Origin of the sequence: Oscillibacter hominis (assembly GCF_014334055.1) — a bacterium.
Taxonomy (GTDB): domain Bacteria; phylum Bacillota; class Clostridia; order Oscillospirales; family Oscillospiraceae; genus Oscillibacter; species Oscillibacter hominis.
Window position 1 is genome coordinate 446,075 of sequence record NZ_CP060490.1, and the last position, 13,427, is coordinate 459,501.

The following is a 13,427-nucleotide window of genomic DNA, read 5'->3' on the forward strand; positions in this document are numbered from 1 at the left end:
TATGAATAACCGAAACAAGCTGATTGAACTGTTTATCTACATCGTGATCGTAGTGGTGGGCATCGTCCTCTTGCTGACCGGTGGGGCGGATGACAAAACCAGTGCTGAAAATATGGGAGGTGAATCCTATGCTGTTGTACTTGACGAGTAACCAGAAAAGCAACCTGATCGACCCCGCCGTGCGGAATATGACTCTGCCCGCCAAGAAGCTGGTCGGCCGGTTCAGCCTGAAAAGTTTCGTTACCAAAGATATGCGCAATTATGCCAACGCCAAATTCTTTGTGGTGGATGCGGCGTGTATCGAGGAAAGCGGCAATGATTTCACCCTTGCCCTGCAATCCTTTCAGATGATGTTCTCCGCCCGGATCATCGTCATCCTCTCCGGCTACGAGGATGTGAACGGCGAGGTACAACGGCTACTGTCCATCGGCGTTGTGAATCTGGTTACGGGTGAAACGATGGAGGACGCCCTGGACGAGCTGACAGAAGCGCTTTCCGAAGATGGGATGCAGCGGTATGTGGTAAAGGCTCCCGTCTACGAACAGCCAGCTACTCAGCGTGAGAAGGCACCGGAGCCGGATGAGATTATTCCGTACCGCTGGAACGCCCGGAATATCCGTATTGCCGTGGCCGGTTCGCAGCGCAGGAGCGGCGTGACAGTGACGGCCTTTAACCTGGCATCTTGGCTGGCGGCCAGAGGTGCGGAGGTGGCGTATATCGAAGTCAATCAGAACCGCCACCTGCAGCTCCTGCTGAACATCTACGAAGCGGCGCCGGATGGGGAGCATTACACCATTGATGGGATCGACTGCTACCTGACCAACGAGCCGGATAAGGCGTATCAGTTTATCATCTATGATTGCGGCGTGATGCAGACGCCCACCTCTATTTTCCGTGACGCGGATCACCGGCTCCTGTGCGGGAGTGTCCTGCCCTATGAGATTCCGGTGTTCCACAAGGCATTGTCCGAGTGCGGCTCATTGGAGGTGCGCCCGGTAGCGATCTGTGTGCCGCAGGAAATTCAGGAATACTGTATGGAACTCTTTGGGGAAAATGTGCAGATTGCGGCGGCATCCCACGACCTGTTTGCGAAACGGGTCAATGGGCAGATCTACCGGCCGCTTGTGGAGAAGTATATTGCAGGAGAAAAGCGCCTGTAACAGTATGACATGATTGGGAGGATTGGAATATGGCAAAGTTTGAGTATATGCAGCGGGCATTTTCTTCTGAACTGAAGCCCAGAGCACGGCTTGTGCTGCAAGTCCTGGTTCTGCATTGCAACAAAGAGGGCGAGTGCTTCCCCTCTATCAAGACCATAGCCGCCAAGTGTGGCTATGGGGTGTCCACCGTAAAGCGAGCGCTGGATGAGCTGGTGAAGGCGGGATATATCGTCAAACAGGCCCGGTTTGACGAGCGTAAGAACGGCGGCCAGACCAGCAACCTCTATACTTTATGCTCTGACTTACTCTGCCCTGACGAGCCGGAAAACGCCCCTGTGCTGGAAGATGATGCGTCTGATGAATCCCCGGCAGTGCAGCCGGAAAGCGCCCCTGCGGATGCCTGTAATGCCTCTGATCCCACACCTGGGGAACAGTCTGCCACTTTGCCAACAGCGGATTCCTACTCCTTTGCAGATGGCTTTGAAACCAAAATCGGGCGGCAATTCTGCCGCCCGATTCGTATGTGGACTGGGGGGCAGTCCATTTTTATACCCCCTTGAACCGTACAGGTGAACAGATACTTACGGATGAAGAAAAAAGTAATAGTTAATCCAAAAATTGCAAAAATAGACGGCCAGGGGTCGAAACCCCCGCCGTCAGTCCTTGGATTGCAGTCGGTTAATAAAGCCAATTAGCATAATCAGATCTTCGTCCTTGAGTTTTCGCATTCCGTCCATCGCTTTACGGATTAACTGTGGATTGACCGCTTCTGCATCAAAAAACTGCAAAGGGGTAATCTCAAAGTAATCACAAATTTTTAAGAACTGAGCCATTGACGGAAGAGATCGACCGGATGAAATCCCCTGAATATAGCTCCGGTTCTGTCCTAAAGCCAAACTCATTTGATATTCTGATGCGCCTTTTTTCAAACGCAATTCGGTGATCCGATTGCGGATAAATTCTTCATCCATATCCTCACCTCGCTATATACAAGGATAACAGATGAAATGCCTGGATTATAAACATAGTATGTGTTATAATATTGAATATATGCCTATTTACGCCGTTTTATTTGCGTTATTTCATTTTTGTATGCGTGAGATTTGAAGTGGGGTGAAGTTTTTGGAAAAAACATACGCTTGTGCCATTACTGGGCACCGTCCAACTCGATTTAAGTTCAAGTATAATGAAGGGTATTCGTTGTGCAAAAAGATAAAAAAAGCAATGCTAAAAACATTTTGTCATTTGCATGATGAAGAAGGTATTTTCCGCTTTTATGTTGGAGGTGCATTAGGGGTAGATATGTGGGCAGCCGAACAACTCTTATATCTCAAAGAACAACCGGGATATCAAGATATTGAGTTAATTGTTGCACTTCCATTTGAAGGGCATGATTCGAAATGGGATGCAATGAGCAAACAGCGGTTGCAGATAATTATTCATAATGCCACAAAATGTATTGTTATAGGACAAAGTGGAACTACATCCGATTATAAAAAGAGAAATTATTATATGGTAGATCATGCAGATTTCTTGCTGGCAGTCTATGATAACAATCGTAAACTACGATCTGGGACAGGCCAAACAGTAAATTATGCTTTGAAACAAAATCTTCGTATAATTTTTCTCCATCCTGATACAGTAGAAATAAGTTAATGGTTTAGTTAGTTCATAAAAAATTTTCACATATACTATTGCATCGTTTTTGGTTGCCTTTTATAATATAAATACCATTTCCTTGTTTTGTATTTTATTGAAAGGGTGGCAGTGAACGATGGCACGAAAATCCTATTCAGATAAGGAACGCGAACAAGTGAAAGAAGCTCTCCTGATAACTGTTCTTGAAAGTATTGTAAATCAGGGACTTGTTCATAGTAGCATTGCTATTCTTTGTGAAAAAGTTGGAATTTCTAAAACTTTCTTTTACAGCTTTTTTTCTTCAAAAGAAGAACTTGTAATGCAGGCACTTCGATATCAGCAGCCTAAATTGCTACGCTATGCACAAGAACTGATGAATGACCCCAAACTCAGTTGGAGAGAAAGCGTCAAAACCTTCTTGAAAAATTGTTGTTATGGAGAAAAAGTTGGGTTTGCAGTCTTATCAATAGAGGAAGAACAGCAAGTATATCGCTGCCTTTCCAACGAAAATTTTCAAGCGTTTCGTAACGACCAGTTGTATTTATATCGCAACTTACTTACAATTTTTGGCGTTCCGATGGACAACATTGATCCACGGTTATTTGGTAATCTGTCCTTAACAATGATGATGAGTTATAAAGCTATTCCTGATACTATGCCTTTCCTGTTTCCCGAAGTAGCAGATGATATGGTAGAATTTCAAATCAACGCCCTGCTGGATGAAATGCAGCGAGCAAAAAAGGAAGCGATAAGGTGACGCGAGATGCACAGAGATAAACTTCCATGTTCTGTGGGATTACAGAGCAAACAAATACATTCAAAGACCAGAACAAGTCGGATTTTTGCAACCGGCTTTAGATTTGCGCGGCCTTTTTATGTCCTGCGTTCGTCTGCCCTTGTGGCAGTGCGGCGCAGGGCATTTTTTATTGTTCGGAAAGAGGTGGCCTGATATGAGTTTACCAAAACGAAATAGTGCGGACGGGCGCTGTTACTGGATGAAGCCCGAGGTGCAGGAGGAACTGCAACCGCTCTTTGACCAGTGCATCCAGGATGCCATTGACGGGAGAATCACGCGGCTTGATTCTCTCTGGCCTCCGGTAGTGGTCAGCAGCGAAGGCGCGCCCTTTGAGGTGTGGCAACTGCTTCGGACATGGACCGAAGCGCAGCGGGCTGAGACCCTTGACGCGGAAAAGGCCATCGCCTTCAGCGAAAACCTGCGCCGCCAGAGCCGGTGGGGTGAAATTGACCACCATCTACTTGATATGCTGCAACGGGAGCTACAGGAGAAATATTTTATCGTGACAGGCAATGAAGATGACCACTTCTGGGATCGGGAGTATTCCCTAAAACCAGGTATCCGTGCAGAGCAGGTCCCGGAGCCGCTGCTGCGTTTCGCCTGCTATGTGGCGGTGAGCTATAAGGTATATGGTATGGACTTTCAGTATCTGGACGCCAATTACCTCTTTGGATTGGTGGAGAAAGTCCGTCCGGATATGGTGAAAAAGCTGAAAGAACATGGGACCGGCAGGTTGCCGCTCAACCTGCAAAAGCGGAAAACAGAGCACTTCACCGCATCGGCCAACGATGCCTTTGCTGTGATCCGTATTACTGCCAGGAACAGCACGGAGGAGTGCTGCCATGAAGTACTGAACTACCTGTGTGAGCTTCTGGAGCAGGAGGATTTTCCCCGCAGCTATGCGGTGGAGTTCAAAGGGCCGGAAAAGAGGTATCTTCCCATCACAGGACTGCCCAAAAAGGGAGTAAACCAGCTCTTTGCCTGTGCCGTGCAGTACCCCGGCCTCCACCCCCTGATGGAACGGTACGCCCGGCTTGCCATGCGGCAATATGAGCAGTACACCAATCTCAGCGATGAGCAGTGCGCGCTCCCCGGAAGTTTTGCCGTGTTCGCCCTGGGAATGCTGGGGCAAGAGTGGCAGCAGCTGGTATGGGATTATCTCGATCTCTGCGATGATGAGCACTCCCACTTACAGGAAAAATTCCTCCGGGAGTATGTGAAACAGTTCGGATTTACCGCCGATACCGTCCCTGTATTTGTCCGTGGGGTGCTGTCCATGCAGAACATGAAGTATTCCAAGGACTATACCGCGTGGATGGCAAATGCAGAAAGCCTGGGCGCTCTGCTGGAGGCAAAAATCCACCTGTCCGAGATCGTTCCAAGCGGTTTTTCCTCCGACGAGGATGATGACGAGGACGAGGAACCCGCTGAGGAAACAGAAGCCAGCCCGGAGGAAGTGCTGCAATACGCATGGGAAACGGTCTGCTATGTGATCTGGGGCAAAGCCAGCGCCAAGGGTGGTCAGAAAGTGGTGGAAGCAGCTTCGGAGGAACTGAAGGAACTTTACCGACAGATTTTTATTCCGATAACGGAGAACCTGGAAGGAAGTGGTGGCCTGCTATGAGTTTGCCGAAACGCGACGGCGTACAAGGTCGTTATTATTTGATCCAGAAACCAGATACGAACCCCGAAGTGCTGGAACACGCCGATCAGTGCATCCAGGATGTGTTGGATGGAACTGCAAAAGAAAACCATTCCGGCTATCCGGTGGTCGTTCGGAACCAAAGCGGAACGCCCTTTCTTCCCAGCCAGCTCCTGGAGCGGTATCTGTCCAAACTGCCTTTGAAGGGATTCCCCTATGAGGAAGCTGTTACATTCTGCGATGCCCTGCGGCGGCTGGTGGGCTGGAGGGAGATTGGCCACACCTTGGGAAAATACATCAAACACCAGGTGCAGGAGAGGTTTTTTGAGATTGGAGAGAATGAGGACTACTTTTCGCCTTTCCCGCTCTGTACCGCATGGCCGGAGCTGCGACCGGAGGATGTGGACGAGAATCTGCTGCGCTTTACTTGCTATGTGGCGGTCTGTTATACGGTGTATGGGGCCAGCGATAATACGATTATAACCGAACACTACCTTGATCTGGTTTCCCAGCTTCGCCCGGATATGGTGAAGCAGCTGAAAACAGCTGGCAGCGGCAAATTGCCAAAGGACATCCAGCGGCGTAAGACGGAGCATTTCACCGCATCGGCCAATGATGTGTTTGCTACCATCCGCATCACCGCCAGGGACTCCACGGAGGAGTGCTATGCTGAAATTCTGGATTACCTGTGTGCGGTGTTGGAGCAGGAGGGATTTCCCCGCAGTTACTCGGTGGAGTTCCGTGGGAAGGAAAAACTCTATCTGCCCATTCCCGGTCTGCCCAAAAAGGGCGTCAATCAGCTCTTTGCCTGTGCTGTGCAACACCCCAATCTGCATCCGGCTATGGCGCGATACGCTCGTCTGGCTATGCGGGAATTTGAGTGGTACCAAAACCTCTCAGATGAAGCCTGTGCGATGCCCGGCACCTTCGCCGTGTTTGCCCTGGGGCTGGAGGGAGAACCGTGGGCACCGCTGGTGACGGAGTATCTGGATCTCTGCGATGACGAGCACTCCTCCCTGCAAGGGAAATTCCTTCATGCCTTGATCCGAAAGTTTGGGTTCCAACCATGGACGCTGGGGGTATTGGTGCGGGGCGCATTATCTATGCAGTGGCTGGAGCCTGCCAGAGAATTCCGCAGCCTGATAGCCAATGGGGAAAGCCTGGATGCACTGCTGGAAGTCAAGCGACGCTTTTCCGCTTATCTCCTGCCGGAAGAAAACGAAGACCCGAAATTCCGGGCCATCGCTTGGCAGAGCCTACTCTGGGCCATCTGGGGGCAAGCCTCTGAAAACGGCGGCAGCAAGGTCATTAAGACGGCTCCGAAGGAACTGAGAGAAAGGTATCAGGAAATTTTTCAATAGACTATAAGGAGGACTCGGATGAGTGAAGTAAGCTATTCAAATGTACCTCCCATGATGGCTGCCATCAAAAGTGGTGACATAGAGGCGATTCGTTCCCTGCTTCACGCAGGGCATTCTCCCAATGAGCCACAATGCTATCAGGTAATGATTGGAGATTGGCCGCGGGATGACGAAGCCTCTCCGCTGGAATTGGCTGTACTGGAAAATCGGATGGACATGGTACAGCTCCTGATCGAATGCGGAGCAGATTTGACCCATAACCCGGAAGAATTGCTTTGTGGTTCCCTGCGCAGTCAAGACCTGACCCTGTTTTCCTTTTTGGTAGATGTGGGAGTCAGAATCCCCGCAACGCAAAGGGATATATGCAGGCTGTTTCTCCACTTGGTGGATCGGGATGAGCCTAATGTACTCCCCATTTTGAAAAGGATGGGCATGGATTTGAAACAATACGGCGGTGAAGCCCTGCGCAGTATGGCGAGCCATGGAAATCAGCTGCTGGTGGAGTATCTGATTCAAAACGGGGCGGACATCAACTATCACAAGCCAGATATGGTGTTTCCCTACGCTTCGACTCCTGTCACTGAAGCTGCACGGCACAACGATTTTTCTATGGTGCGCTGGCTTGTGGAACAGGGTGCAGACATCACCATCCCGGATAAATATGGTGACCGGCCCTACACCGTGGCAGTACAGAACAAAAATCAGGAAATGGCCGCCTACTTAAAAGCTCTGGAGCCGGAGGAATGGCATAACGAACAGGAAAAGGCGCGTCAACTCATGCCTTACAAGCTGCCTGCCAAGCTGGTGGAATACTTAAAGACCGGCCCCTTGCGTCTGGAATTTCCAGAGCGGGAACTGGTGAAATGGGCGGAACTGTACCCCTACATGGATTTACAGGAGATGACCTGGAAACGGAAAAAGTTGCTCTCCCTTATGGCGAAAATGGACAATTACAGCGACTATTTGCTGCTGTGGAGTCCCAGAGATAAGAAACTCTGGTATCTGGACATTGAGCATAAGGAGTTTCATCCGTTAGCCAAATGGGAGGAATTTATTGCTGATCCCGGAAAATATCTTAATGGAATGATTGAGGGCGAGTTTGAGGAATAAGGAGAGAACACAAATGACAAAAGATCAACTCTTATCTTTATGGAATGCGGATAACTGGGAGGTAATGAGTTGCGGGGTCTACTTTACGGCTCACCGGGCAGATAAGGAACTGCATATCAACTGCAATGATTATACCGAGGCAGAGATTCTGGCAATGCCCTTCTGGGAGCGATTAGCTCAGGAACTGGATGAGCTGGACCGGCAGGCCCACGAGATCTTACAGAAAGAATTCCCTGATGATGAGGACATCCCCGATCTGCCCCTGACCGACATCACGATAGACAAGTCCGGCTGCTACGGGACATTTTCCCTCTGCTACGATACTGGGGACTCTCCGGCTGGGGAACTCTATCTCAATGTGTCCTTTGACGAGCAGTTCGTGCCAAGTCCGAAGGTTGGCTACGACACCTTTTAATACAGGGAGGCTCCCCTATGGCATTAAAAATGAACTTTCGTGAAGTCACCCCGGAAGATACCGAAATTCTTCGTATGATAGCGTTGAGAAACGGGAAAGCAGAAGATTACCTCTGCTGCGATGTTACCAATGAGGATGGTGTAACGCAGACTACCTGGTATAGTAAGGCGGATGTGGCCCTCTGGGGGGAGGATTATATCCGGGCGCACACCACAATGAAGTACAGCGATTATAGCGGATGGATCATCATTCTGGATATGGAGCCGTGGAACGATACACAGGCATCACCACGAAAAAAGAAGAAACGGGATTCCTTTCCCCAAATCCCTACCTGGCTGGAGGGCCATGTCAAAGAACGAAAACAAAAGCGCCTGCCCACCGTGACCCTCTGCTCCTCTGCCGGAAATGAACTGCTGGAAGTGTGGTATTACGGAGAATTGCTCACAGTGAAGGGAGAGTCCCAATCCTATATCATAGATAGAGGCGAGACCCCCGGACTGGTGGCAGCCCGCGACCCAGAGAGCGGCGAGGAGTTCGTCATCTTCGACGGTGGGCAGCATGGTTATGATAATATGTTCTGCGATGAACACAATCCAGCCCAGCTGGCGCATCGCCCCCTCCAGCGGTATGAGATCCCTGCCTCCAAGTTGGTGCTGGAACTGGGCTACAATATCGACTATGAGGATGAAAAAGAGAGCTTCGAGGTAGACGAGGCTGATACCGTGGAACTGGTTAACGGTGAGCGGATGCCCTGGGAGCAGGTCAAACGGGACGGCATTGACTACATTGCACTTTACTATGTGAATGATAAAGGAAAACAGTTGCAGATTCTGGATGCGGAACTGGCATGAGTACAATAGGACTGTTTTGGTAAGAATTTGATGATTACTGGTGTTGATGATGTAAGCCGAGAAAAGAAGTAAGGTGTGTGATCAATGATTACTGGAAAGTATTTGGAGAATCCAGCATTATATAGTCCCGATGAACTCGAACGATTGGACAACCATATCGAAAAATATTTTGGAAAAGCCACAACAGTGGTTCATGAGTTTTTCAGCGAAGATATTCATGTTGATGTCTCCATCATTCCGCCCCATGAGGAACATAACTATTATACTTTGGTAACCACAGGCATGGGTGCGTTTTCGATGAAGATCCCAAGTGAATACCAAGAGGATGGCCTTCCCTCTCGGATAGAACTGATGATGTGCCTTCCGCCTGAGTGGAACCCTGAAAGTAAGGAAAGCCAAGAAAATTGGCCAGTAGAGTTGCTTCGCTATTTAGCGAGGTTTCCAATCATAGAAAGCACTTGGCTGGGCTATGGGCATTCTATTCAAAACGGAACACCATACGCAGACAATACATTGCTGGCAGGGTGTGTTCTTTTAGGCGTACAGGATGCGCCGGAGGGTGCTGCCGTCTGTAAGCTCTCAGATGGAAGTTGGGTCGGTTTTTATCAGGTGATTCCTCTGACAGAGAATGAACTGGAATACAAGATTCAGCATAGTACAGATGAAATGCTGGAATACATGGAAGATGTAGACCATGTTGTATATTTCCAAAGACCGGATACTAATTTTGAATCACATTAGCAGAATAAGGAGAGAAGCAAAATGGAACAGGCATACTGCACCGCAGTTTTCTGGCGCGGCGGAGAAAAGATTGATCTGAATGGACTAAAACCAGATGCGGTACGGTGTCTGTCTGTGACGGGAGAGCGGAAGGTGAATCTGTCCTTCCTGCGAGATTATCCCAATCTGGAGGAACTGACCCTAATGGAAAAATGTGAGGGTGTAGAAGTTCTCTCCGAGCTAAAGCAGCTTCATACACTGTCCCTATGGCTGTCGGCCCCTGTTTCCTGGGACAATGTTTCTCTCCCCGGCCTGCGTGTTCTCCACCTGCGTGGGGAAAAGAATGGCGACATCACCCCGCTTCTCTCCAGCATTACCAATCTCCATTTGGAGGAAATGCGGAAAACGGAAGATCTCACCCCTTTCCTGACTCCGGCGACCCGGCTTCAGAAACTCTATCTCCAGTCACTACCAGCTGTGCAGAAACTACCGGCTCTGGATGGGCTTCCTTCCCTTTATGCCCTGAAACTCTATGAACTGCATAAACTCAGCGATTTGTCCGCCCTCTCTCACAGCCATTTGCGCTACTTTGCCGCCTCTCTGATCGGGGATAAACTCTCCGCCCAGGCGCTGGCAGATGCTGTGCTGGCAATTCCCGGTCTGGAGGCAGCCGCGCTCCAGCTGGTAGACCGCTCCGGGCGGCGCTATGGCAGTATCCAAAAAGCCTTTGCCGCCGCTGGGAAATCCGGATTGCTGCGGGAGGAAATTAGTGCTTTGACCACATGGCTGTCGCTGTAACCTGGGGATTGGGGCAAGAATGATATGGAACAGTTTTTTGAACATTCCGATTTGGGATTGGGAGCACTGACCTTTCAGAAAGGACCAGGGACCATCCACTGCTGGACTGGAAGAATCGCAGACACAGAGATCCTGTTTTCCATTATTTTGAACACATCTGAACTTCAGTCGGCAAACCTGGATTTTATCCGTTCTGTGCTTCAAAACTGGCGGGAGTATCTTTCAAAAGCGGAGCATGAGATTCAGGCGCAGATTGGTAAAAGCCCTGAGAAGTTTGGATTGCAGCGCGCTCCATTCCCTGAAACGGAGATTCCCGCCGAGCAGCCGCAATTTCTGTTTTATGATGAGACAGAATGGGGCCTGCACTTTGAGATTTGTACCCTTCCTGTGGGGGAGCCATTTGGACTTATGGTTGAGTTTTCAGGGGATACGCCAACGGATGTATATGGCTTGTCGGAAGCGGAAGAAATAGAAGAATAAACGGAATAAGGGGGGCAGTTGGTGTTGAACTTTGCAGAACAAATCGCAGACGCATTGGACATTTTGAAATTTGACGGAGCCGTACAGGACACTCTGGCGGAACTTCGAGGGAAATGGGGCGCACAGGTCCCGGCGCTGCTGGATGAACGCTTTGATGCCGTTGGCGTTCAATATATGAAACTATCCCATGAAAAAGGGGCGGCGGCGTTGGGGCAGGAGCTGTCTGCCTTCGGCTGGGCACTGTATAACCTGGACGATGAGGACGAGTATCTGTTTGCCTTGATCCCAGAGGAAGAACGCAGCGAATGGGAACGCTACTGCAAAAAGCAGGGGCAATATTGTCACCTGATGAAACAGCAAGGACGAAAATGGGGCGACCATGCCAAGGAGCAGGACCCTGGAAAGCTAATGCCCTGCGAGGAATACATACTTCAGGATGAGTACGATTATTTCTTCAACTCCCTGGCGGGTGATTTTGCGGCGGGCGAATGGAAAAACCAGGATGCAGAAGAATGGAAAAACGGCTGTGTGGCCGATCTGCGCCAGCGTCCGCCCCAGGTGACCCGCGCCCACAGCTTGCCGCACCTTGGGTGCCTCACTTATTCCGCAGAAAATGGACTCTATGCCGCGTCCAGGGCCGCTGGCAGCGGGACTATTGGCCGAGCATTATTGAGCAAGAATCCAGCCACGCTTAACTGGGCCGAACCGTCCCCCATTGGATATGACGGTCCACCCCAGACCCTGTGCTGGGCTGACCATTCCCTCTGGGTGGGTGATCCCACCAACGCTACACGGATTGAACTGACAGACCGGGGCACCTGTCAGGATGTGAAAAACTGGACTCTGCCGGAAGATGGATGGAGCACCAAATACCATTGCGGCATTACGACAGACGGTCTGGGCCGGGTCTACTTTTCCAACGAGTGGTACAAGGGGCAGATTTACCGCTGGGAAAACGGCAAGGTAACAAAACACACCTTCTCACTGGATGGATACGACCATCTCTCCAAGGCCGTTCCCGTTCCCGGCACAGGCCGCATTACCATGATCCACGCAGTCAGTGGCAAGGGGCGGATGGAAGAATGCCTGCTGGAACTGGATATGGACACCGGGCGGTGCCGAATTGCCCCCCTGCCTGGAATGGGCGAGGGGCTGAAACTTCGCTGGTTTACCGGGGACTGGCTGCTGGTGCAGGGAAACGGCGAGATCCTCTCCGATGACTTTGCCCAGCTCATCAATAGGAACACCCGTGAAGTGCTGCGTATCCGTCCGGGAATGTTCGGCGGGGAGAACATGCAGCACATTGGAATACTCACCGATGGCACGGTGGTCATCGTCACCCGGCGGGATAGGGTTGGGCCGGTATTTCGTTATCCCATCGACTTCTGGGGCTTCCTGCGGACGGCAAACAAGCCCAAAAAGCTGGAATGGCGAGAGTACAAAGAAGTGTACCCGAATTTGCCCATCTTCCTACCGCCCAAGGCCACAGAGCAAAAAATCATTCTCAAAAAAGACAGCCTGACCATCCTGGGGGCGGTATTTACGCCGCCGTTTACCCTGTCGCAGCTGGCGGAAAAATTGGGGCCTGCCCGCATTGTCCTGCAAAATGGAACACGGAAAAGCCCCATTACAGGCCGAGAGAGTCCCTATACCCAGGCACTTGCTTTGTGGGACGAGCTTGGACTCCAGGGCTGGTTAGATGAAGATGAGCAGACCATCAAAACCCTTGGTGTCCGGGTAGCGGCACAGGGAGAGTATGCGGTTCGGCAGACATTTGACGGAACGGTTTGGATCGGGTCCAAGGACTACCGGGAGGCCAGTTGGAAGGATTTCGCCGGATTTGCCCATACCCTCAAATTAGGCGGCTTTACCGTTTATACCCGCTTGCCGGGTCCTGTTTCAGAGGAGCAGTCAGCGCAGAAAGCAAAGCTGGAGGCCCTCTCCGCCATGGTGCAGATCAGCTGGAAAGAGCCAGAGCAAAAGGCAGCGAAAGCGCAGAAATACAAGTTATCCAAGCCGACTGAACCAGTGCTCACCTTTACCAGCTTCAACTTCAAGCTGGCGGTCATGGAAGTCCTGATGTACGAGAAAGGCTTACTGGCTCCTAAACTGGATGCCCATGAGTTTGCCAGAGAGTATAGCCGACGCAAGATCGACATTGACGCGGAAGGGTATGAACCCATCCCAGAGATTCGGAAGTGGCTGGAGAAATACCCTGTCCCGGAGCGGTTGGCCCCGGAGGTCACAGAAATCGAGATGGATGGCGGCAGCGAGATTTATACCCAGCTCTGTCCGTTCTGGGATGGCGAGGATGGAGCCTTTGATCTTAATACCATTACGGAGGCGGAACTGCGCCAGTTCCCCAATCTCAAACATATTACCCTCATGTCCTCCAAGCCGGAACAGGTGCTGCCCGTTCTGGAACGGTGCGGTATCAAGGTAGACTTGCTGTGAGG

General features: G+C 50.6%; 15 protein-coding genes. 14 read left to right on the plus strand and 1 reads right to left on the minus strand.

Annotated features, from left to right (window positions below; genetic code table 11):
* Position 1 precedes the first annotated feature (1 nt).
* From H8790_RS02300 to H8790_RS02310, 3 genes are read left to right on the plus strand one after another with little or no spacing between them, the layout of a single operon-like run.
* The gene (locus H8790_RS02300) at positions 2–151 is read left to right on the plus strand and encodes a hypothetical protein (RefSeq protein ID WP_006354152.1); all 150 of its coding nucleotides are present in this window, start codon (positions 2–4) and stop codon (positions 149–151) included.
* Positions 129–1,160 carry a hypothetical protein gene (locus H8790_RS02305; protein WP_025543802.1) on the plus strand — a complete coding sequence of 344 codons (1,032 nt, stop codon included), beginning with the start codon at positions 129–131 and terminating at the stop codon, positions 1,158–1,160. Before H8790_RS02300 ends, H8790_RS02305 begins: the two co-directional genes overlap by 23 nt.
* Positions 1,161–1,189: 29 nt before the next feature.
* The gene (locus H8790_RS02310; protein WP_006354154.1) at positions 1,190–1,720 is read left to right on the plus strand and encodes a helix-turn-helix domain-containing protein; all 531 of its coding nucleotides are present in this window, start codon (positions 1,190–1,192) and stop codon (positions 1,718–1,720) included.
* A gap of 96 nt (positions 1,721–1,816) precedes the next feature.
* On the opposite strand, the gene H8790_RS02315 is transcribed toward H8790_RS02310, so the two are convergent.
* Entirely contained in the window at positions 1,817–2,131 is a 315-nt protein-coding gene (locus tag H8790_RS02315) for a helix-turn-helix transcriptional regulator (protein ID WP_006354155.1), read from the minus strand.
* 142 nt (positions 2,132–2,273) lie between these two features.
* Between H8790_RS02315 and H8790_RS02320 the strand changes: the two genes are divergently transcribed.
* From H8790_RS02320 to H8790_RS02370, 11 genes are all read left to right on the plus strand, one after another.
* A complete protein-coding gene (locus tag H8790_RS02320) occupies positions 2,274–2,816 on the plus strand; it encodes an SLOG family protein (protein WP_187333447.1) in 543 nt (180 codons plus the stop codon).
* Positions 2,817–2,934: 118 nt separating this feature from the next.
* Positions 2,935–3,555 (plus strand): TetR/AcrR family transcriptional regulator, encoded by a 621-nt coding sequence (locus H8790_RS02325; RefSeq protein WP_025543803.1) that lies wholly within the window; start codon positions 2,935–2,937, stop codon positions 3,553–3,555.
* Between the two features lie 193 nt (positions 3,556–3,748).
* Positions 3,749–5,218, plus strand: coding sequence for a DUF6138 family protein (locus tag H8790_RS02330; protein WP_243208544.1), 1,470 nt, complete (start codon positions 3,749–3,751; stop codon positions 5,216–5,218).
* Complete coding sequence (locus tag H8790_RS02335) at positions 5,215–6,597, plus strand: DUF6138 family protein (RefSeq protein WP_187333448.1); 1,383 nt, start codon at positions 5,215–5,217, stop codon at positions 6,595–6,597. Before H8790_RS02330 ends, H8790_RS02335 begins: the two co-directional genes overlap by 4 nt.
* A gap of 18 nt (positions 6,598–6,615) precedes the next feature.
* The gene (locus H8790_RS02340; protein WP_055180713.1) at positions 6,616–7,707 is read left to right on the plus strand and encodes an ankyrin repeat domain-containing protein; all 1,092 of its coding nucleotides are present in this window, start codon (positions 6,616–6,618) and stop codon (positions 7,705–7,707) included.
* 64 nt (positions 7,708–7,771) lie between these two features.
* Positions 7,772–8,122: a hypothetical protein gene (locus tag H8790_RS02345; protein WP_242959426.1), complete on the plus strand. Its 351-nt coding sequence runs from the start codon at positions 7,772–7,774 to the stop codon at positions 8,120–8,122.
* Between the two features lie 17 nt (positions 8,123–8,139).
* On the plus strand, positions 8,140–8,973 hold the full coding sequence (locus H8790_RS13820) for a hypothetical protein (protein WP_008394720.1): 834 nt from the start codon (positions 8,140–8,142) through the stop codon (positions 8,971–8,973).
* An 84-nt stretch (positions 8,974–9,057) separates the two neighbouring features.
* Positions 9,058–9,714: a suppressor of fused domain protein gene (locus tag H8790_RS02355; protein ID WP_008394719.1), complete on the plus strand. Its 657-nt coding sequence runs from the start codon at positions 9,058–9,060 to the stop codon at positions 9,712–9,714.
* Positions 9,715–9,735: 21 nt separating this feature from the next.
* Entirely contained in the window at positions 9,736–10,491 is a 756-nt protein-coding gene (locus H8790_RS02360; protein ID WP_015544605.1) for a hypothetical protein, read from the plus strand.
* A 24-nt stretch (positions 10,492–10,515) separates the two neighbouring features.
* Positions 10,516–10,971 carry a hypothetical protein gene (locus H8790_RS02365; RefSeq protein ID WP_087384885.1) on the plus strand — a complete coding sequence of 152 codons (456 nt, stop codon included), beginning with the start codon at positions 10,516–10,518 and terminating at the stop codon, positions 10,969–10,971.
* A 21-nt stretch (positions 10,972–10,992) separates the two neighbouring features.
* Positions 10,993–13,425 carry a DUF6892 domain-containing protein gene (locus tag H8790_RS02370; protein ID WP_187333449.1) on the plus strand — a complete coding sequence of 811 codons (2,433 nt, stop codon included), beginning with the start codon at positions 10,993–10,995 and terminating at the stop codon, positions 13,423–13,425.
* Positions 13,426–13,427 lie beyond the last annotated feature (2 nt).

Excerpts from the sequence above, each read along its gene's own strand:
- H8790_RS02310 (WP_006354154.1), top strand. The coding sequence starts at position 1,190 with ATGGCAAAGTTTGAGTATATGCAGCGGGCATTTTCTTCTGAACTGAAG.
- H8790_RS13820 (WP_008394720.1), top strand. The coding sequence starts at position 8,140 with ATGGCATTAAAAATGAACTTTCGTGAAGTCACCCCGGAAGATACCGAA.
- H8790_RS02355 (WP_008394719.1), top strand. The coding sequence starts at position 9,058 with ATGATTACTGGAAAGTATTTGGAGAATCCAGCATTATATAGTCCCGAT.
- H8790_RS02300 (WP_006354152.1), top strand. The coding sequence starts at position 2 with ATGAATAACCGAAACAAGCTGATTGAACTGTTTATCTACATCGTGATC.
- H8790_RS02335 (WP_187333448.1), top strand. The coding sequence starts at position 5,215 with ATGAGTTTGCCGAAACGCGACGGCGTACAAGGTCGTTATTATTTGATC.
- H8790_RS02365 (WP_087384885.1), top strand. The coding sequence starts at position 10,516 with ATGGAACAGTTTTTTGAACATTCCGATTTGGGATTGGGAGCACTGACC.
- H8790_RS02330 (WP_243208544.1), top strand. The coding sequence starts at position 3,749 with ATGAGTTTACCAAAACGAAATAGTGCGGACGGGCGCTGTTACTGGATG.
- H8790_RS02305 (WP_025543802.1), top strand. The coding sequence starts at position 129 with ATGCTGTTGTACTTGACGAGTAACCAGAAAAGCAACCTGATCGACCCC.
- H8790_RS02345 (WP_242959426.1), top strand. The coding sequence starts at position 7,772 with ATGAGTTGCGGGGTCTACTTTACGGCTCACCGGGCAGATAAGGAACTG.
- H8790_RS02340 (WP_055180713.1), top strand. The coding sequence starts at position 6,616 with ATGAGTGAAGTAAGCTATTCAAATGTACCTCCCATGATGGCTGCCATC.
- H8790_RS02325 (WP_025543803.1), top strand. The coding sequence starts at position 2,935 with ATGGCACGAAAATCCTATTCAGATAAGGAACGCGAACAAGTGAAAGAA.
- H8790_RS02315 (WP_006354155.1), bottom strand. The coding sequence starts at position 2,131 with ATGGATGAAGAATTTATCCGCAATCGGATCACCGAATTGCGTTTGAAA.
- H8790_RS02360 (WP_015544605.1), top strand. The coding sequence starts at position 9,736 with ATGGAACAGGCATACTGCACCGCAGTTTTCTGGCGCGGCGGAGAAAAG.